Raw genomic sequence first — 20106 nt, 5'->3', positions numbered from 1 at the left:
AAAACAATAACAACCAGCTTGCGCCACCGACATTCCCATTCCGGCCTCACCACCGCATGGCCGGCAGCAGCGGGAGCACGCAGCCGCTCACCCCCAGCAACGCCGCCACCGCACCGGCGCGTGCCGTCCAGCGTGGGGACCAGGACATGCCTCCCGCCGTCAGCAACGCGCCCAGCGACCAGAAACCGATGGCCACCACCGTGCCCACGGAGGCACTCCAGCCCGCTACGCTAGGGATCCAGACGCCCACCAGCAGCAGCACACCCACACCGCGCAGCAGCCCACGCAACGCCGGCGGGATCTCTTCCCGCCCGGTCCATTGTGTGTAATGGCGGTCCATGGCGAAGGCCAATGCCACCATGCCGCCGAAGGACAACAGCCAGGCCAGCAGGGATGCCTGCAGCAGGTTCATGTGCCGCCCTCCGGCCGGACCCGCGAAGGCATCGCGTTGGCGCTCACCCCATCAACGGGCACCGTGGCTGTGCGCCGTGGCTTCGGCTGTGGGACGCGGCGCAGGCGCAGCCGCAACCATACACAGGCCGCAGCGATGCCTGTGGCCAGCACAAACAGTTCGACGGCCGCACTTTCCCAGTCCCCTTCCAGCATATGGGCCGGAAGATGGTCACCGGTGGTCAGGAAGTTGAGCACCGGCAAAAAGACACACAGCAGCGCCAGCGCCGCCAGCTGTTCACGCCAGGCAGCGGGTGGCGGACGCATCCAGGCGTGCAGCAATGCCAGCGCCCAGGTGCCGAAGAACACCCCCAGCTCCCTGCCATCCCGGTGCGCCAGGCCCAGAGGCACCAGGCGGTTGCCCCACAAGAACCCGACACAGGCCACAGCGAGGCCCGCAATGGCCGCCACATTGAGCCCTTCGATCAGGCGGTAGACCGCGGTGGTGGCACTGCCGAATTCCCCCATATGCTTGGCCCGGCGCTTGACCACGAACAGGATCGCACCCGTGGCCATCATGGCGCTGCCTGCCAAGCCGCACACAAAGTACACCCACTTGAGTGCCAGACCGCCAAAGGTCACCATGTGCAGCCCTCCCAGCACCGACTGCACCAACGAGGGGGTACCGCCATCCACGGCGCCCGGCAGGCGCACCTGCTGCAGGCTTCCGGTCGCCGCAGAGAACATGGCCATGCCGCTGGTCGGACTCAGGCGCTGGCGCACACTGTCCGCGTCGTTCCAGCCGTACACGCCAATGCGCGCCGCAGCGTCACCCGGGTGGTCAATCACCACCGCCCGCACCGGCTGTCCGATCAGTGCCTGACCGCGCAGCACCAAGGGCTCCAGGTCCGGCACCTCCATGGCCTGCCCGGATCGCACCGGCTTGCCTGGTTCGTTCAGTGCCGCCTGGAAAGCACGCGTGCCGTCCTGGCCTGCCCTAAAGTACGCGGCAATGCCCGCCGGCATGAAGGTCAGCCCGGACAGGGCAATCCCGGTGTAGGCGATCATCAGCTGAAACGGCAAGGTCAGCACTGCCACGGCGTTGTGGGCATCCAGCCAGCTGCGCTGCCCTTTGCCGGGGCGGAATGTGAAGAAGTCCTTGAAGATGCGCCTGTGCGTGATCACGCCGCTGACCAGTGCCACCAGCATGGCGAGGGCGGCGATCCCGACGATCCACAGCCCGACCTGGCCGGCATGCAGCTCATAGTGGAAGTTGACGAAATGGTGGCCCCCCAGGGTCTGGCGCAGCGGCGGATGGGACGCCTGCGGCAAGGCCTCGCCCGTGCGCGGATCCAGCTGGGCCTCGGCGTACTCGCCTTGTGCATCCAGCCAGTACACCCGCAGTTCGCCGGCGCCCTGGGCGTCGGCAGGCCACAGCTCCCACATGCTGGCGCCGGGGTGCTGCTGCTGCATATAGGCCAGGCCCCAGGCCAGACGCTGGTGCATGGACCCCGTCGGCCCAGATGGCCCAGGGCCGTCGGCGCGCGCGGCGGCCGCTTCCTCGGCATGGTGCTCCGGGGTCATCCAGTGGGTGATGGGGTCTTCGAACACCGCCAGGGTCCCGGTCAGAAAGACCGCAAACAGCAACCAGGAGAACCACAGGCCGCACCAGGTATGCAGCCATGCCTGCGCCTGCCGGAAACCGCCTTGCCCTGCACCCGAAGGTTTTGCCTGCTTGTGCATGCTTCAAGCTCCCCGCTGCGCCATCCACACGGCGGCCGCTAGCATGGCCAGCGTGGCAGCCACCAACACGGCCCACACCCTGCCCAGAGCCACCGGGGAGAAGGCCCAGATCACCGCCATCACATAGAGCAGCCAGCTGGTCTGCTCCCCCGCCAGAATGCCTTCCACCCGTGCGGGGGCCCAGGCCCCGCACAGCACCGCCCAGGCGCTGGCAAGCGCATAGCCCCCCAGCACCGCCGCCGCAATGCGCAGCACCAACCCCATGCCTGGATGGCGATCGAGGTAGCGGCTCATGCGCCCTGCCCGATCAGAATCGGCCCTTCAAGGTGACCGTCACCGTGCGCTTTTCGCCGTAGAAGTTGCCGTAACCGGCGTAGCCCACGGTGCTGTAGTAGGTCTTGTCAAACAGATTGCCCACGTTCATGGCCACACTCCAATCCGGATTGATGGCGTAGCCCAGACGCGCAGACCAGACGGCCTGGCCAGGCGAGGTGAACTGGTACGGCGTCCATGCGCCGTCATAGCGGCCCGTGACCGGGTTGTAGGCATTGATGCCGCCGGAACGGAAGTTCGAGCTCTGCGCCACCACACCCGCCCCCAGGCTCCAGCCGCGCATGGCGCCGGTCATGCGGTAGTCCGCCCAGGCCTTGAACAGATGGCGCGGCGTGATCGTGCTGAACTGTGCATCGTCCTGGCGCTTGTTTTCGTTGTCGTTGTAGGTGTAGCCCACCGCCAACTGCAGATTGGGCGTGATGCGCCCTGTCAGCTCCAGGTCGATGCCCTGGCTGAGCAGGTAGCCATCCCGGAAATAACAGCAACCGCCACGCCAGTTGGTTTGCGGGTAAGCAGGGTCATAGGCTGCCTCGCCCTTTTTTTCCGTACGGAACAGCGCCGCGCTGGCGATCAGGTCCTTGCCCCATTGGCTCTTGATGCCCAGCTCGTAGGTCCGGCCACGCACCGGATCCAGCGGCGTGCCTGGCAAGGGGGCGGAGAACTTGCCTGCCTGCGACTGGTAGATTTCTGCCGTGCTGGCGTACAGGCTGGTGGTGGCGGACCAGTCGTAGACCACGCCGGCATAGGGCACGAAGACCCCGTTTTCCCGGCTGCGGGAGTTGAGTGCCCCGCTCATGTCGTACTGGGTGTTGCTGTCCCGCAAGGTGTAGCGCCCCCCCAGCACCACGGCCCAGTCCTTGACAGGGCGCAGACGCAAAGAACCATACAGGCCGGACTTCTGGGTGCTGGTTTGCGAACCGCTGTCCCATGCCCCCAGCGGATAGCCGGGGTTGACCGGCGGGATACGGTTGAACACATCGGCAGGGCCGATCATCGGCCAGAGGCTGCGAACGATATCGCTGGTGCGCTGCATGTCCCAGCCCACAATCACATCGTGGCGTTGACCGAAGGCATCGAAGCCGCCCTGGACGTTCACATCCAGGCTGGTTTCACGCGAACGGGTCTTGCTTTGGTGAATCCACCAATCCGCGCCTTCCAGGGTGACCGGGTCTGGTGCGCTTTCGATTTCCGCGCCATTCACGCCTTCATGGAAGCGCGTATGCCGCACCTGCGCCTTCAACTGCCAATCGGAAGAGAGCTGGTGCTCCAGCTTGGCAAACACCGTCTTGTTCTCGCGCTCGATCCAGTTCCAGGGCGCCCCCATATTGGTGTCACGTGGCAGGCCGATGTCGCTGCCGTCGGCGTAGCGCGGCAAGCTGGCATTGAAGCCGGTATTGCGGTCTTTTTGGTAGCTGGCACCCAGCATCAGCAGGGTGGTGGCGCTCAGGTCCATTTCCAGGGCGCCATACAGCATCTGCCGCTTCAGGCGCGACGGATCTGCCATTTCACGGCGATCGTGGTTGACCGCCACAAAGCGGCCGCGCACGCTGCCTGTGGCGTTGAGCGCCCCCGTGGTATCCAGCTCTGCCCGGTAGTTGTTCAGCGTGCCGCCGGACAACAGCACCTGCGTCTGGCGCTGTGCCTGGGGCCGCTTGTAGGTGAAGTTGATGACACCACCGGCCTCGCCAGCACCGAACATGCCATCGGCACCGCGCAGCAGGCTGACGCTGTCGAACTGCGCCATGTCCAGGCTGCGGTTGCCGGATCGCGTCGAATTGGCCGCACCGCCGTCATAGCGGATGTTCTTGATCTCCAGACCGCGCGACAGGTAGGTGGTGTCCAGCCAGGTCTCTTCACGGGTGACCCCCGTGGTCTGGTTCATCACATCGTCCAGCGTGCGCAGTGCCTGGTCGTCCATGCGCTGGCGTGTGACGACGGTGACGGACTGCGGTATCTCCCGCAGCGATTGCGCCGCCTTGCCCACTTCCACCCCCTGGGGGACGTAGGAATCCTGGGCCTCGCTGTACACACTGGGGGCCGACTTTTCCGTGACGGTCACTTCGCCCAGGGCGGTGGTGTTGGCAGTGGCCGCAGCGCTTTGCGCCCAGCTGGCATCGAGGAGAAAAAACAAAGAGGCTGCGGCCAGGGCGCAGGCGCGCACAGCGCCAGGGGCTGCATGGCGACCGGAAGAGAGAAAGCGAGCGGACATGAACGACTCAAAGTGCGGAAACCACGGAATACCCCATGGGAACAGCACGATGCGCTCCGCCACGGGCAAGCAGAAGTGCTGTGGCTAAGACGGAGACCGTAGGCTGGCAGCTTGATAACCAAGAATGATTCTTAGTTCCATTAAGAATTGTAAAGTACGCGCAAATTTTTGCGAACTGCATTGGCGCAAAAAATACAGCGACGGATCGTCCACAGCAATCACTGATAGCGGCAACGTGTCAAAGGGCGGGATTGGTTGCAGTGGAATGCACCGGACCACCGCCGCCAACGGAGCGGCACGAGGGCAGAAGCCAAGAGTGACAAAGATGCGGCAGTACACACCCCGGTGTTCCAAGGCGCCCAGAGAAAGCATCCAAGCCCGGGATGTGCCGCACCACCAGAGATCCATGGTGTGGCGCGACGGCGCACACCCCATGGCACCACCGTCGCCGGGAGCCGCCGTTCAGTCCAGCAGCAGCTGGCGCACCAGCGCCGTGGTCGAGGCATCCACCCCTTGCCAGTCCTTGCGGGCAATGCGGTCCTGCAGGTCCCTGGCCAGCAGCTTGCCCAGCTCCACCCCCCACTGGTCAAAGCTGTTGATGCCCCAGATCACGCCCGAGCAGAACACGCGGTGCTCATACAGCGCCACCAGGGCACCGAACGAGGCCGGATCCAGCCGTTCCAGCAGCAGGAAAGTGCTGGGCCGGTTGCCCGGGCAATGCTGTTCGGGCCGACCATCGTGACGCCCCATCAGCAGGGCCTGGGCCTGGGCCACTGCGTTCACCACCAGGCTGCGGTGGTGGGCCCCCAGATGCTTGCCGCCGTCGCGCAGGGCGATGAATTCCACCGGCACCACATCCTGGCCCTGGTGCAGCATCTGGAAGAACGCATGCTGGCCGTTGGTGCCGGGCTCGCCCCAGACCACGGCCGAGGTCTGCACCCGTACAGGCCGACCGTCGCGGTCCACGCTCTTGCCGTTGCTCTCCATTTCCAGCTGCTGCAAATAGGCCGGCAGGCGGCGCAGGCCATGGCTGTAGGCGGCCATGCAACGGCTTCCATAGCCCATGAAGTTGCGGTACCAGACGTCCAGCAGCGCCAGACGCACCGGCAGGTTCTGCTCCAGCGGCGCCTGCACGAAATGCGCATCCATGGCGTGGGCGCCAGCCAGCATCTCGCGAAAGCGCTGCGCCCCCACCGCAATCGCCACCGGCAGGCCGATGGCGGACCACAGCGAATAGCGCCCCCCCACCCAGTCCCAGAACGGCAAGGTGGTGTGGATACCAAAATCTGCCGCAGCAGCCGTGTTGGTGGTCAGCGCGACAAAGTGGCGCGCCACGGCCTGCGCCTGTTCTTCGGCAGACAGTGCGGCCGTCTGCGCCATGAACCATGCCCGTGCCGAACGGGCATTGAGCATGGTTTCCGCCGTGGTGAAAGACTTGGAGGCCACGATGAACAGCGTGTGCCGGACATCCACCTTGTCCAGCACATGGCCCAGTTCGTGGCCATCGACATTGGAGACAAAGTGAAAGCGCTTGCCGGTGGTCACCCAGTCTTCGAGCGCATTCACCGCCACTTCCGGCCCCAGGTGGGAGCCGCCAATGCCGATATTCACCACATCGGTGATGAGCGCATCGCCCCGCACCTGCTCGGACAGCGCCAGCATGGCATCCAGCGTCTGGTGCACATCGCGCAAGGGCTGCTGCAATGCCGCATTACCGGACAGGGCTGCCGCCAGTTCACCGCCATCGGCCGGCATGCGCAGCAGCCAGTGCATGGCCGCACGGTGCTCGGAGGTGTTGATGGCCTCCCCCGCAAACAAGGCCGTACGCCAAGACTCCAGACGGCGCTCGCGCGCCAGGGCCATTAGCGCGGCCTCGACCTGTGCATCCCAGGCGTTTTTGGACAGGTCTGCAAACACATGGGGGGCTTGCAGACTGAAATCCGTCAGCCGCCGCGCATCGCTGGCAAATGCACCCCGAATGTCCCAGTCCTGGGTCTGTTGGCTACGCAGCAGCGCCAAGGACTGCCATGCGGACGTCTGATCACAACCCATTCACGGTGTCTCTTTGTTGTTCGGATACCCGATTCAAACCGCCGCTGCCTGCATCAGTTGCTCCAGCTTCACCGCATCGACCACAAAGGCGCGGATGCCTTCGGCCAGTTTTTCCGTGGCCATGGCGTCCGCGTTCAGGGCAAAGCGGAAACCGGCTTCGTCATAGTGCACACGCTCCAACGCCATGTCCCGGGCCGCTGCCGCATTCAGCTTGTGCGGCACGTCACCGGAAGCGGCTTGCAGTTGCGCCAGCAGATCGGGCGCAATGGTCAGCAGGTCACAGCCGGCCAAGGCCAGAATCTGCCCCACATTGCGAAAGCTGGCCCCCATCACCTCGGTGCGAATGCCAAAGTGCTTGTAGTAATCAAAGATGCTGCGCACCGACTGCACGCCGGGGTCGTTGTCACCGGCCATGGCCGCCTCGTCCCAGCCCGCACCGGCCTGCTTTTTGTACCAGTCGTAGATGCGCCCCACAAAGGGCGAAATCAGCTGCACCCCTGCATCGCCACAGGCAATGGCCTGGCAGCGCGAGAACAGCAGCGTCAGATTGGTGTGAATGCCTTCCCGCTCCAGCTGGCGGGCGGCCTGGATGCCTTCCCAGGTGGCTGCGACCTTGATCAGCACCCGTGACGCCGTATCCACACCCTGTGCCCGGTACAGGGCCACAATGCGCTGCGCCCGCGCCACGGTGGCGGCCACATCGAACGACAGGCGGGCATCCACCTCCGTGGACACGCGCCCCGGCACCTTGGTCAGGATCTCGCACCCGAAGCGCACGATCAACTGGTCCATCAGCGCAGAAATCTCCGCCCCTTTACCCTGCGCAACCACTTGTTGCAGCAATGGGGCATATTCCGGTTTCTGCACGGCTTTCAAAATCAACGATGGATTGGTGGTGGCGTCCTGGGGACGAAACTGTTCCATCTGCTGAAAATCACCGGTGTCTGCGACCACCGTCGTCCAGCGCTTGAGCGCTTCGAGCTGGTTCATACTTCTGATCCTGATGTGAAAGCCTGACAGTTGCATCGGCCGGCAAAAGCTCCGGCCGCTGGGGCGTAAGTGTATGCGCCTGCGCTGTGTGCCTTTTTTGAATAACGCAAGTGTTTGTCATGCTGGACCGGATAGCTGCCTCCCTCCCCTCCCTCGCCCCCGCCGAACAGCGTGTGGGCGAACTGGTTCTGCACGACCCCAAGGCATTCGCCCATCTGCCGGTGCGCGAGCTGGCCGAACGCGCCCATGTCAGCAAACCCACGGTGGTGCGCTTTTGCCGCAGCATGGGCTATGACGGCCTAGCGGACTTCAAACTGAAACTGGCCGGCCATGCCAATGAAGGCGTGCCCTTCATCCACCGCAGTGTCGATCCGGACGACAAGCCGGCCGATGTTCTGGTCAAGGTCATCGACAACTCCGTCGCCGCATTTTTGCAGTACCGCAATGCAGCCTCCCCGGCTCAGCTGGAGCAGGCCGGCCTGGCCATTTTGCGCACCTGGAAACAAGGCCAGCGGCTGGAGTTTTACGGCGCTGGCAATTCCGGCATCGTGGCCCAGGACGGCCAGCACAAGTTCTTTCGCCTGGGCATCACCTGCCTGTCCAGCAGCGACGGACATATCCAGGTGCTGAGTGCCACCATGCTGCGTCCGGGCGACTGCGCGGTCATCGTGTCCAATTCCGGTCGCACCCGGGATCTGCTGGACGCCGCGGAAATTGCCAAGGCCAACGGTGCCACCGTGATTGCCATCACCGCCAGCCACTCCCCTCTGGCCAGTCTGTGCGACATCCATCTGGCAGCCGACCACCCGGAAGGCTATGACGTGTACAGCCCCATGGTCTCCCGCCTGCTGCATTTGCTGATCATCGATGTGCTCGCCACCCACGTCGCCCTGCAGATGGGGCCCGAGCTGCAAAACCAGCTGCAGCAATTGCGCACCAACCTCCAGTCCAAGCGCCACAGCCCGGAACAATGAAAAAACCGGCCGATGGCCGGTTTTTTGCAAGCTGCGCAGCGTCAGAAACGATGACGCAGACCCGCAGTGATACCCGTGCGGGTACGTGCATGGCTGGCTGTATCGATTTCCATGCCGGCACCACCGCTGATGCGTGTGTGGTCCACCGCGAAATAGGCATCCGTGCGCTTGCTGAATGCGTAATCCACGGCGGCGATCATGAAATTGGCCTTGCCGTTGTACAGGCCCGAAGCCCCGCCCGATTGTTTGGCATGGAAGTAATGCAGGCCTGCATTGATCTGCGGGGTGATCTGGTAGCCAAAGCCCACCTTCACCATCTGGCGCTTGTTGGCATCACCCGGCTGGAAGCCGCCATTGGTCTGCCCCGACCACATGCTGCCCACGATCGCCAGATCGGTCGCATTGCGAATCTGACCGGCAATATCCGTTGACCCTGCACGCTCGATCTTGATCTTGTTCAGACCGTAGCCCAGATTGACGTACAACGGACCCGAGCGATAGGAGCCCCCCATCGTCCATGCATCCAGATCGGAGCCACCAGGCAGCGAAGTGCGCAGATAACCACCGCCCAGCGAAATGCCGTTCTCGGAATAACGCAAGAAACCGCCCACCTGCTTCAACGCTCCCCCGGCCACAGCCGGGATATTGGCTGCGGCGTAGCTGTTCACAGCGGCTCCAACCTGCCCGGCAACATATTGCTGCACTGTCAATCCTGCTGCGGTTGCTGCTGCCGCGGTAGTGCCGATGTTGGCCGGAGACGTCAAATTGGCCTGTGTCTGCGCAGCCCGGGCGCTGGCACCGGCTGCCAAGGCGTCCGCGTTGTTACCTTCTGCAAACGAATACTGCAGCGTACCCACCCAGTTGCGCGACGGCGTCGCCAAGGTGTACTTGAGCGAATTGCTGGAGCGCGCACCAGCCGCCATCCCCAGTTCCGGCTTGTAGGCATCCATATAGGGCGAGTAGGGGAAGGATGCGTAGGTGGAAGTCACCACATCAAACAGCACATTCCACTGACGGCCCATGGTCAGCTTGCCGTAGGGACCTTGCAGACCCACATAGGACAACTGGAAGAAAGGCGCTGTCGCATCCTTCTCCCCGGTATCCGCATTGAAACGGTGCTCCAGGTGCGCCAAGGCCTTGGAGCCGCCACCCAGGTCTTCTTCGACATTCAGGCCCCAGCGGCTCTGGGACATGCCGCCGCCAATCATCTTGGTCAGGCCGTCCTTGCCGGCACCTTCGTTGTTGGTGTGGCGCACGCCGACGTCCACAATGCCCCACAACTCCACCTTGCTCTGCGCCTGGGCGGCCAGCGAGCCTCCCAGGCCCACCAGAGCGATTGCCACGCTCACCGCGGTCTTTGTATGCATCAGCTGTCTCCTTCGTGAATATGTGTAATTGGCTGTGTGCAATTTCATTCTAGAAGGGGCGGGGCGACAAAAGTGCACTCGCGTGCTTTTTTGCCACAGGCAGAAACCCTAAACGAAAAAACCAGCCCGAAGGCTGGTTTTTGGTCTTGCTAACCGAAGCAGGCTTGCGCCTGCATTCCATTAGAAAGCGTGACGGATACCGACTTGCAGACCGTGCTGCGAGCCGTTGTCCTTCAGAGTGGCGGCAGTGCCCAGGGTTTGACCCAGAGCGCCGTCATCCTTGTTCTTGATGTAGGCGTAGGTACCGTACAGAGCAGTGCGCTTGGACAGGTTGTGCACATAGCCCAGAGCAAACTGGTCGGCCTTGTGCTTGTCAGCACCGGCGATTTCGCCTTCGTAACGGTTGTACGAAGCCTTCACTTCGCCAGCAGCGCCAACAGGAGCGGACAGACCCAGGTAGTAACCCTTGGCCTTGTTCTTGTCGCCAGCCACATTCTTGGCGCTGGAATCGCGGTAAGCAGCGGACAGCTTCACCACGCCCAGGTCGTACGAACCACCCAGGGCCCATGCGGTCACGTCACGCGTCACATTGCTGTTGGCGCCACGGTTCGAACGCTCGCCCGACAGACCCAGGCTCAGAGGGCCGTTGTCATAGGTCAGGCCAGCACCGACGTAACGGCTGTCGCGGTTTTCACCAGCGACTTCACCGAAGCCATAGTTCACAGCAGCCTTGAAACCGCTGATGTTGGGGGACACGTAGGTGACCATGTTGCTGACGCGTTGGCTAGTCAGAGCAACTGCGTTGGCGCCAGAACCCAGAGTGTTGTTAGCCCACAGACGCGACACGCCCAGACCCACTTGGCCGAACACGTCGTAACGGCTGGTGGCCTTGTAGGCTTCGGTCAGATCACGACCCAGACGCACTTCACCGAAGCCGCCTTCCAGGCCCACGGTCGAACGGCGTTGGAAGTCCAGACCGGTTTGGCCGGCGGTATTGCCCGTGCCTTGGTCAGCCAGCAGACCACCTTCCAGCCAGAAGTTGGCCTTCAGGCCACCGCCCAGGTCTTCCACGCCGCGGAAACCGATACGGCTGGTAGCGTTGCCGCCGGATTGGATGCCGTTCCAGTTGTCAGCACCGTTGACATAGGTCACGGCTTCGTCGATCACGCCGAACACGGTCACGGAGGATTGGGCCATTGCGGCGCCGGAAGCAGCCAGCACAGCCAGGGCGATCAGAGATTTCTTCATTGCGAGTTACTCCAAGGTTTACAGAGGGCTACGGAGCGGGAATCGTCTTCTTACAGGACAACCTGGCCGACATCCGCGCCAACCTCCTGGTGGGGAAGTTGAGCCTATTGCACCAGACCGGGGAGGGATGCGCAAAGCAATTCACCTACATGAATGCCAAAAACGCGCTTTTACGTTGCTCTTAAGCAACAGATGCGAATGACGCCCGCCCCTGCGCCCCGTGACAGTGCACGGGGCCGTGTGCTGCTATTCAGCCCTCGACGATGTCGAAGCTGGTGGTGATCTGCGCCGTTTTGCCCAGCATGATGCTGGCGGAGCAGTACTTCTCATGGCTCATGGCGATCGCACGCTCCACGGCGGTGGCGGGCACGCCTTTGCCCGTCACGGTGAAATGCATGTTGATGGCGGTGAACACCTTGGGTTCTGTATCGGCACGTTCCGCCGATAACTTGACACTGCAGCCGCGCACATCGTGACGGCCGCGCTTCAGGATCAGCACCACGTCATAGGCCGTGCAGCCGCCGGTGCCGGCCAGCAGCGCCTCCATCGGGCGGGGCGCCAGGTTCTGGCCGCCGTTGGAGGGGTTCTTTTCGTCCGGCGCGCCATCCATGGCCAGGATGTGGCCGCTACCGGTTTCTGCAATAAAGCCCATGCCCGAGCGCGTGCCCGTAGCGCCAGTCCAGCTGACGGTGCATTCCATATCAAGGTTCTCCCTAGTGCTAAGCGTAAGCGTAGTCCGGCCGAAAGTTTCAGCCGTTCCTGAAAATTCAGTATTTGTTGCGACGCAACAGAAAACTGCATACAATGCGAATCATGCGTTATCCGATTGTCGGATGGACAGCACGAAGAAGACTTTCTCTTCGTCCCCGCACCGATTGTCTCCTCCACCTCCTCTAACGGTGGATTCAGCCCCAAGCCCGCAACGGCTTGGGGCTTTTTTTCGTGCTGCCCCCGGCGCACACGGCAGGATTGCCGGCACCACATCGACCCATGTCGGCCTGAGCACCATCCCATACGGTGGCCGGCTACGTAGTGTGCGCTGCAGCATCCGGGCGGCAAATGCCTATGATGGTAGCCCTCGCGCACCGCCCACCGGCGCTGCGACACCGCTTCTGGCACCTATTCCATGACGAAGACACCCCTCACCCCTGCCGACTATCTGACCCGCATCCTCAATGCACGCGTCTACGACGTGGCCGTGGAGTCGGACCTGGACATTGCCAAGAGCCTCAGCCGCCGCCTGCACAACAAGGTGCTGCTCAAGCGCGAAGACCAGCAGCCCGTCTTCAGCTTCAAGCTGCGCGGCGCCTACAACAAGATGGCCCATCTGTCGGCCGAGCAGCTGCAAAAAGGCGTGATCTGCGCCTCCGCCGGCAACCACGCCCAGGGCACGGCCATGAGCGCCAGGAAGCTGGGTTGCCGGGCCGTCATCGTGATGCCCACCACCACGCCCCAGGTGAAGATCGACGCCGTGATCGCCCTGGGCGGCGAAGCGGTGCTGGCAGGTGAAAGCTATTCCGACGCCTACAAGCACGCCGTCAAGCTGCAAAAAGAACAGGGCCTGACCTTTGTCCACCCCTTTGACGACCCGGACGTGATTGCCGGCCAGGGCACCATTGCCATGGAAATGCTGCGCCAGCTGCAGCAACTGGGCAGCCAGCGCCTCGACGCCGTGTTCGTGCCCATTGGTGGCGGCGGCCTGATTGCCGGCGTGGCCAATTACATCAAGGCCGTGCGGCCGGACGTGAAGGTGATTGGCGTGCACACCAAGGACTCCAACGCCATGCAGCAGTCGGTGCAGGCCGCCCAGCGCGTGGAGCTGGCCGATGTCGGCCTGTTTGCCGACGGCACCGCCGTGAAGCTGGTGGGTGAGGAAACCTTCCGCATCACTCAGGGCCTGGTGGACGACTTTGTGACCGTGGACACCGATGCCGTCTGCGCCGCCATCAAGGACATCTTCACCGACACCCGCTCCATCGTCGAGCCCTCCGGCGCCCTGGGCGTGGCTGCCATCAAGCAGTACGTGGCCCGGCACAAGACCAAGGGCGAAACCTATGCCGCCATCCTGAGCGGCGCCAACATGAACTTCGACCGCCTGCGCTTTGTGGCAGAGCGCGCCGAGGTGGGCGAAGAGCGCGAAGCGCTGTTTGCTGTGACCATCCCCGAAGAGCGCGGCAGCTTCAGGCATTTTTGCGAAGTGGTGGGCAAGCTGCCCGGCGGCCCACGCAGCGTGACCGAGTTCAATTACCGCATCAGCCACGACAGCAAGGCCCATGTGTTTGTGGGCCTGACCACGCCGACCAAGGGCGAATCCGAGAAGATCTGCAAGAACTTCCAGAAAAACGGCTTCGAGGCGCTGGACCTGACCTTCGATGAAATGGCCAAGGAACATCTGCGCCACATGGTGGGCGGCCATTCGCCGCTGGCCCAGGACGAGCGCCTGCTGCGCTTTGTCTTCCCCGAGCGTCCGGGCGCACTGTTCAAGTTCCTCAGCCTGATGGCCCCGACCTGGAACATCTCGCTGTTCCATTACCGCAACCAGGGCGCTGACTATGGCCGCATCCTGGTCGGCATGCAGGTACCGGCCAAGGACAGCAAGAAGTTCGAGAGCTTCCTCAAGCAACTGGGCTATCCCTGGGTCGAGGAAACCGACAACCCGGCCTACCAGCTGTTCCTGAAATAAGCCGCACTGCACGGCAGCGCTGCCCCCTCTCGTCTCGAGAGGCGTAACGTGCCGCCCCCTTCCCGCTGCGGCGGGAAAGGCGGCGCCAGCTCCGCACGCCGCATCCGATACAGTGTTCCGACGCTGTGTGTTCCACACCTTGTTCCCTGCGGCATCCGTGCGCACAGCGCCTAAGCCAGGAGTCCTTCACCCGCCATGCAGTCCTTGCGCCACTTTCTACTGGCCGTGCAATTCTTCAGCCGCATCCCGGTCAGCGGGCGCCTGGCCTCCTGGGTGGGCTGGAGCCCGGCCCTGCAGCGCGCCAGCGCCGGGCATTTGCCGGGGGTGGGCTGGCTGGTGGGACTGTGGGCCGCGCTGCTGCTAGGCGCCTCGCTGTGGCTGCTGCCCATCACCAGTTGGACACCGCTGGTCGCCGCCATCCTCAGCACGGCAGGCACGCTGTGGCTGACTGGAGGTTTCCACGAAGACGGCCTGGCCGATGTGGCCGACGGACTGGGTGGCATGGTGCCGCCCGAGCGCGCGCTGGAAATCATGAAAGATTCCCGCATCGGTGCGTATGGCGTGATGGCGCTGGCCATGGCCTTGCTCACCAAGCTGGGGCTGATCGCCCTGCTGCTGGCGACCATGGAGCCGTTCTGGGGCCCGGTGCCCGTGTTGATTCTGGTGTGCTGCACCCATGTGCTGTCACGCTTTGCGCCACTGGTGCTGATGCACACCCTGCCCCATGTGGGCCTGGCCGCTGCCAGCAAGACCCTGCATGTCGCGGGACAGCCGCTGGACTGGAAAGGCCTGCTCACCGGCGCGCTGTGGAGCCTGCCGGCCCTGGCCCTGCTGAGCTGGCTGGGAACCTACCGCTATGTGCTCTGCCTGCTGGCGGCCATGGCCCTGACCATCTGGTGGGTGCACCGCTGGCTGTGGCGCCGCCTGGGCGGCATGACGGGGGACTGCCTGGGCGCCTGCCAGCAGCTCACCGAACTGGCCTTGCTGCTGGCCACGGCGCTCTATCTGCGCCAGTTGCTGTGAGCATGGCATGAGCACCTTGTGGCTGCTGCGCCATGCACACCCGTTGGTCGATGCCGGCGTCTGCTACGGCCGGCTGGATGTGGCCGCCGATGCGGCGCGCACGGTGCAGGCTGCCCAAGATTTTTCGGGCCTGCTGCCTGCCGGAAGCGTGCTGCGCCACTCCCCCTTGCGCCGATGTGTGCAACTGGCCGATGCGCTGGTTGCACACGTACCCGCTTTGGCACCTGACCGCCACCCCGACTCCCGCCTGCAGGAAATGGACTTTGGCCGCTGGGAAGGGCAGCTCTGGGAGCAGATCTCCCGCCCAGATATCGATGCCTGGGCTGCCGACCTGGCCACTTGCGCTCCCGGCGGCGGGGAATCGCTGGCCGCCATGCTGCAACGCGTGCAACAGGCCTTGCAGCACAGCTGGGCCCACGACAGCCGGCAGGGCAAGCGTGATGTGGTCTGGGTCACGCACGCCGGCGTGGTCCGCTGTGTGCAATGGCTGCAGCAGCACGGCAATGGGCTGCCCACCAGCGCCGAATGGAACCTGCCCGCGCCGGGCTATGGCCAATGGCTGGCCCTGCCATGGGACGGTCTGGCGGGCATGCAGCAACACCTTTGACCGCTGCGCAGTGCGGGCTTGGATCCTCGTGCCGCGCACGACACACTCTCAAGAAAAAGCCCGTTTCTGCGCGTCCTGCCGCTCCTGGGCGCTATCCATCCCGGCTGGGCAGCGCGGGTACCACAGGACCCGCACCTCCCTGCCCATCATTTCGCGTCCACCTCTATGCCTTTGACCCTGCCCCCCGAAGCCCAGCAGCAGGCGATTGCCTCCATCGAACGCTATTTCCGCGAGCACATGGACGAGCCCATAGGCAATGTCGCCGCCGGCGGGCTGCTGAAGTTTTTCGTGGAAGAAGTGGGCCCTGCGCTCTACAACCAGGGCGTGGCCGATGCCCAGGAAAACCTGCAGTCCCGCGTGGCCGAACTGGACATCGAGGTACACCACGAGGCCTTCACCTACTGGAACCAGCGATCCCGCCGCAAGTGAGCCACCGCTGCCGACCGCAACTATCCATGTACCCAGCAGTACAGCAGCCCCACAGGCCAGAGGCCATCCCCCGCCCCGCACCAAGACCGCCAGCATGTGCCTGACAATGGCCCCATGTTGGAATCACTACGAACCTGGGCTGCCCCCTATGGCGGCGACGCCTTTCTGTACCTGACCGTGCTGGCCGTGGCCAGCTATGCAGCGCTGCTGTATTTCAAGGAGCGCGTGCCCACGGCACGCCTGCGCCGATTCATCCGCCTGGCGGCGCTGGTGGCACTGCCGTTTTCCGTGCTGGCCATGGAAACCGGCGGCGGCCAGAACCTGGGCATTGCCATTCTGTCGCTGGTGTGGTGCGTGATCATCGGCATCACTTGCAAGAACGAAATGTCCCGCCGCAGCGAGTGAGGCGCGCGGCACAGCGACGCACGGCTCCCCTGCCCACGCAGCAGCGGGCATGCTGACCCCGCGCCTGAAGCACAAAACCCATTCCAACTGGCTTCCGGCGCACAGCGACACGATTTGATTTTTCCCTCTGGAGAACTGCCATGACCGACTTTCCCCCACGCCTGCCCCGCCTGTCCATGCTGGACCTGGTGGCCGTGCGCGAAGGCGGCACCGTGCGCCAGGCGTTGGACATCGCCCTGGACACGGCCCGCAAGGCCGAGGAACTGGGCTTTGCCCGCTACTGGCTGGCCGAACACCACAACATGCCGGGCATCGCCAGCTCGGCCACTGCGGTGCTGGTGGGGCATATCGCCGGCGGCACCTCCACCATCCGCGTGGGCTCGGGCGGCATCATGCTGCCCAACCACGCACCGCTGGTCGTGGCCGAAGCCTTTGGCACGCTGGCCGAGCTCTATCCCGGCCGCATCGACCTGGGCCTGGGCCGGGCGCCCGGCACCGATGGCCCCACCATGCGTGCACTGCGCCGTGACCGGGTGGAATCGGAAGAGGATTTCCCCCGCGACGTGACCGAACTGCAGCGCCTGCTGGGCCCGGTGCAGGACCACCAGCGCATCGTCGCCATGCCCGGCGCCGGCACCCATGTGCCCATCTGGCTGCTGGGCTCCAGCCTGTTCTCGGCCCAGCTGGCGGCAGCCAAAGGCCTGCCTTATGCCTTTGCCTCGCACTTTGCTCCGCGCATGCTCCACCAGGCAATTGCACTATACCGCCAGCTGTTCCAGCCTTCGGCCCAGCTGGACAAGCCGTACGTGATCGTCGGCGTGCCGGTGATTGCCGCACCCACCGACGCCGAAGCCGACTTCCTGGCCAGCAGCACCTACCAGCGCGTGCTGGGCATCCTCACCGGCCAGCGCGGCCGCCTGCAGCCCCCGGTGGAGCACTACATGGCCAGCCTGGGCCACCAGGAAAAAGCCGCCATCCAGGACTTTCTGGCCATGGGCGTGGTCGGCGGCCCCGAACGCATGCGTGCCGGCCTGTGGTCCATCGCCCAGGCCACCCAGGCGGATGAGCTGATGCTGGTGTCCGATGTCTACGATCCCGCACTGCGGCTGCGCAGCCTGGAGATCACGGCGCAGGCCGCCATCTGGTAAGGCCCCAGGCCCCGGCTGGCCCGCACCACAACGGGGCGGGTCGCCTCCATCCCTGCGGCATCCCACCCAGCGCAGGCAGGGGTCCCATTGCGCAGCCCCTTGCTGCAGCACGATAGTCCACGCGCCCCACACCGGTGCACCCACCTCCCCCCAGCTACCGCCTGGCGCGGTTTTTGCTTGTTTTTAGTGCGCTCCGTGCTTTTCACGTGCACGCGCACCAAGAACAACCAATATCAGCTGGAGCGCTTCATGGAAGCACTAAAACAGGGCGCAGATGCCCTGTTCATTTTGATGGGCGCGGTCATGGTCCTGGCCATGCACGCAGGTTTCGCCTTTCTGGAACTGGGCACCGTGCGACGCAAGAACCAGGTCAATGCCCTGGTCAAGATCCTGGTGGACTTTTCCGTCTCCACCGTGGTCTATTTCGCCGTGGGCTATGCCGTGGCCTATGGCACAGGCTTCTTCGTGGGCGCCGAACAACTGGCAGCCCACAACGGCTACGCGCTGGTGAAGTTCTTCTTTCTGTTGACCTTCGCCGCCGCCATCCCCGCCATCATCTCGGGCGGCATTGCCGAGCGCGCCAAGTTCTGCCCGCAGCTGATTGCCACCGCCATCATCGTGGGCCTGGTCTACCCCTTCTTCGAGGGCATTGCCTGGAACGGCCACTTTGGCGTGCAGGCCTGGATCAAGTCGCTGACCGGGACAGAGTTCCACGACTTTGCCGGCAGCGTGGTGGTGCACGCCGTGGGCGGGTGGATTGCCCTGGGCGCCGTGCTGCTGCTGGGCCCGCGCAGCAACCGTTACCGCCGCGATGGCGCGATTGCCGCCACCCCGCCCTCCAGCATCCCCTTCCTGGCCCTGGGGGCCTGGATCCTGGCCGTGGGCTGGTTCGGCTTCAACGTGATGAGCGCCCAGAGCCTGGACAAGATCTCGGGCCTGGTGGCCGTCAATTCGCTGATGGCCATGGTGGGCGGCACGCTGGCCGCACTGGCCCTGGGCAAGAACGACCCCGGCTTTGTGCACAACGGCCCGCTGGCCGGCCTGGTGGCGGTCTGCGCCGGCTCGGACCTGATGCACCCGCTGGGCGCCCTGGTGGTGGGCGGCGTGGCCGGGGCACTGTTCGTGGCCATGTTCACACTGACACAGAACAAGTGGAAGATCGACGATGTGCTGGGCGTCTGGCCGCTGCATGGCCTGTGCGGCGTCTGGGGCGGTATTGCGGCCGGCATCTTCGGCACCCAGGCGCTCGGCGGCCTGGGTGGCGTGCACCTGGGCGCACAGCTGATCGGCACGCTGATGGGTGTGGCCTGGGCCACGGCCGGCGGCTTTGCCGTGTACGGGCTCCTTCGCAAGACCATGGGCCTGCGCCTGAGCCAGGAACAGGAATTCGACGGCGCCGACCTGTCCATCCACCGGATCAGTGCCGCGCCCGAGCGTGAAGCCAACTGGTAAGCACCGCGCTCTGGCCACGGGCCGGCAGCAGGCATGTGCCGGGAAACGCTATGCTTGGCCATTGCCCTGGCTGAAAGACTGCATGCCCGTTTCCCTGCACGACCAACTGGTGGTGGCCATCTCCTCGCGCGCCCTGTTCGATTTTGAAGAGGAAAACCAGCTCTTCGACCGGGACCCGGCTGGCTATGTGGCACTGCAGCGCAGCCGACTCGACCAGCCGGCCCCGCCCGGCGTGGCGCTGCCGCTGGTGCGCAAGCTGCTGGCCTTCAACACTCCCGAGGAACAGCGGGTGGAAGTGGTGCTGCTCTCGCGCAACGACCCGGTCAGCGGCATGCGGGTGTTCCGCAGCGCCAAGGCCCATGGGCTTTCCAGCATCCAGCGCGGCGTGTTCACCCAGGGGCGCGACCCTTTCGGTTACCTGCGGCCGCTGGGCGCCCACCTGTTTCTGTCCGCCAACGCCGCCGATGTGACCGAAGCCCTGCGCCTGGGCTACCCCGCCGCCCGGGTGCTGACCGAATCCGCCGGCGCCAGCGCCGCCCATCCGCAGGAGGTGCGCATTGCCTTTGACGGCGACGCCGTGCTGTTCTCCGACGAGGCCGAGCGCGTCTACCAGACCCTGGGGCTGGATGCCTTCCAGCGCCATGAAATGGAGCATGTGGCCCAGCCGCTGCCCGATGGCCCGTTCAAGCCGCTGCTGGCCGCACTGCACCGGCTCCAGCAAGCCGCCCAGGCCGGCACCACCAGCGGCATGCGGCTGCGCACCGCCCTGGTCACCGCCCGCAGCGCCCCGGCACACGAACGCGCCATCCGCACGCTGATGGACTGGAACATCGGGGTGGACGAAGCCATGTTTCTGGGCGGTCTGGCCAAGGGGGAGTTTCTGCGCGAATTCGAGCCCGACTTCTTTTTTGACGACCAGACCGGTCATGTCACCTCGGCCGCGGCCCATGTGCCGGCGGGCCATGTGCGCAGCGGCATTGCCAACCCCTGATCCGGTGCGGCCTGCGCCCCCTTTCCAGTAAATGCATGTCGCATTTCGTGTCGCAGCAGCCT

The 20106-nt window shown here is 64.5% G+C and carries 18 protein-coding genes; 9 read left to right on the top strand and 9 right to left on the bottom strand.

Translation table 11 applies throughout. The annotated features are described in order from the left end of the window. Positions 1-46: 46 nt before the first annotated feature. The 6 genes from QM470_RS13475 to tal all read right to left on the bottom strand — a co-directional run bounded on the left by QM470_RS13475 (position 47) and on the right by tal (position 7717). Positions 47-412 (bottom strand): DUF3325 domain-containing protein, encoded by a 366-nt coding sequence (locus tag QM470_RS13475; RefSeq protein ID WP_283339629.1) that lies wholly within the window; start codon positions 410-412, stop codon positions 47-49. Then, positions 409-2133 carry a PepSY-associated TM helix domain-containing protein gene (locus QM470_RS13470; RefSeq protein WP_283339628.1) on the bottom strand — a complete coding sequence of 575 codons (1725 nt, stop codon included), beginning with the start codon at positions 2131-2133 and terminating at the stop codon, positions 409-411. Before QM470_RS13470 ends, QM470_RS13475 begins: the two co-directional genes overlap by 4 nt. A gap of 3 nt (positions 2134-2136) precedes the next feature. After that, the gene (locus QM470_RS13465) at positions 2137-2427 is read right to left on the bottom strand and encodes a hypothetical protein (RefSeq protein WP_283339627.1); all 291 of its coding nucleotides are present in this window, start codon (positions 2425-2427) and stop codon (positions 2137-2139) included. A gap of 13 nt (positions 2428-2440) precedes the next feature. Further along, the gene (locus QM470_RS13460) at positions 2441-4675 is read right to left on the bottom strand and encodes a TonB-dependent siderophore receptor (RefSeq protein WP_283339626.1); all 2235 of its coding nucleotides are present in this window, start codon (positions 4673-4675) and stop codon (positions 2441-2443) included. Between the two features lie 462 nt (positions 4676-5137). Further along, complete coding sequence (pgi, locus tag QM470_RS13455) at positions 5138-6727, bottom strand: glucose-6-phosphate isomerase (RefSeq protein ID WP_283339625.1); 1590 nt, start codon at positions 6725-6727, stop codon at positions 5138-5140. 33 nt (positions 6728-6760) lie between these two features. After that, positions 6761-7717: a transaldolase gene (gene tal, locus QM470_RS13450; RefSeq protein ID WP_283339624.1), complete on the bottom strand. Its 957-nt coding sequence runs from the start codon at positions 7715-7717 to the stop codon at positions 6761-6763. Positions 7718-7836: 119 nt separating this feature from the next. Between tal and QM470_RS13445 the strand changes: the two genes are divergently transcribed. Continuing rightward, positions 7837-8691, top strand: a complete 855-nt coding sequence (locus QM470_RS13445; protein WP_283339623.1) for a MurR/RpiR family transcriptional regulator — start codon at positions 7837-7839, stop codon at positions 8689-8691. Between the two features lie 41 nt (positions 8692-8732). Here the strand turns inward: QM470_RS13445 and QM470_RS13440 are convergent, their stop codons facing one another. From QM470_RS13440 to QM470_RS13430, 3 genes are all read right to left on the bottom strand, one after another. After that, entirely contained in the window at positions 8733-10058 is a 1326-nt protein-coding gene (locus tag QM470_RS13440) for a porin (RefSeq protein WP_283339622.1), read from the bottom strand. 180 nt (positions 10059-10238) lie between these two features. Next, positions 10239-11306 (bottom strand): porin, encoded by a 1068-nt coding sequence (locus QM470_RS13435; RefSeq protein ID WP_283339621.1) that lies wholly within the window; start codon positions 11304-11306, stop codon positions 10239-10241. Positions 11307-11556: 250 nt separating this feature from the next. Beyond that, positions 11557-12006, bottom strand: a complete 450-nt coding sequence (locus tag QM470_RS13430; protein ID WP_283339620.1) for an OsmC family protein — start codon at positions 12004-12006, stop codon at positions 11557-11559. Positions 12007-12432: 426 nt separating this feature from the next. On the opposite strand from QM470_RS13430, the gene ilvA reads away from it, so the two are divergent. The 8 genes from ilvA to QM470_RS13390 all read left to right on the top strand — a co-directional run bounded on the left by ilvA (position 12433) and on the right by QM470_RS13390 (position 20044). Beyond that, positions 12433-13989, top strand: a complete 1557-nt coding sequence (ilvA, locus tag QM470_RS13425) for a threonine ammonia-lyase, biosynthetic (RefSeq protein ID WP_066540258.1) — start codon at positions 12433-12435, stop codon at positions 13987-13989. 195 nt (positions 13990-14184) lie between these two features. Beyond that, positions 14185-15012, top strand: a complete 828-nt coding sequence (locus QM470_RS13420) for an adenosylcobinamide-GDP ribazoletransferase (protein WP_283339619.1) — start codon at positions 14185-14187, stop codon at positions 15010-15012. Positions 15013-15019: 7 nt separating this feature from the next. Further along, a complete protein-coding gene (locus tag QM470_RS13415; protein ID WP_283339618.1) occupies positions 15020-15619 on the top strand; it encodes a histidine phosphatase family protein in 600 nt (199 codons plus the stop codon). A gap of 165 nt (positions 15620-15784) precedes the next feature. Beyond that, positions 15785-16048, top strand: coding sequence for a DUF2164 domain-containing protein (locus QM470_RS13410; protein WP_283339617.1), 264 nt, complete (start codon positions 15785-15787; stop codon positions 16046-16048). Positions 16049-16162: 114 nt separating this feature from the next. Next, positions 16163-16453, top strand: a complete 291-nt coding sequence (locus tag QM470_RS13405) for a hypothetical protein (RefSeq protein ID WP_066540245.1) — start codon at positions 16163-16165, stop codon at positions 16451-16453. Between the two features lie 140 nt (positions 16454-16593). After that, the gene (locus QM470_RS13400) at positions 16594-17601 is read left to right on the top strand and encodes an LLM class flavin-dependent oxidoreductase (RefSeq protein ID WP_280012579.1); all 1008 of its coding nucleotides are present in this window, start codon (positions 16594-16596) and stop codon (positions 17599-17601) included. 249 nt (positions 17602-17850) lie between these two features. Next, positions 17851-19053 (top strand): ammonium transporter, encoded by a 1203-nt coding sequence (locus QM470_RS13395; protein WP_283339616.1) that lies wholly within the window; start codon positions 17851-17853, stop codon positions 19051-19053. A gap of 82 nt (positions 19054-19135) precedes the next feature. Continuing rightward, complete coding sequence (locus QM470_RS13390; protein ID WP_283339615.1) at positions 19136-20044, top strand: 5'-nucleotidase; 909 nt, start codon at positions 19136-19138, stop codon at positions 20042-20044. Positions 20045-20106: the final 62 nt, after the last annotated feature.

The sequence above is a fragment of the Comamonas sp. 17RB genome, assembly GCF_030056555.1.
Lineage (GTDB): Bacteria > Pseudomonadota > Gammaproteobacteria > Burkholderiales > Burkholderiaceae_C > Comamonas > Comamonas terrigena.
This window is presented reverse-complemented; position numbering and strand designations above follow the sequence as displayed.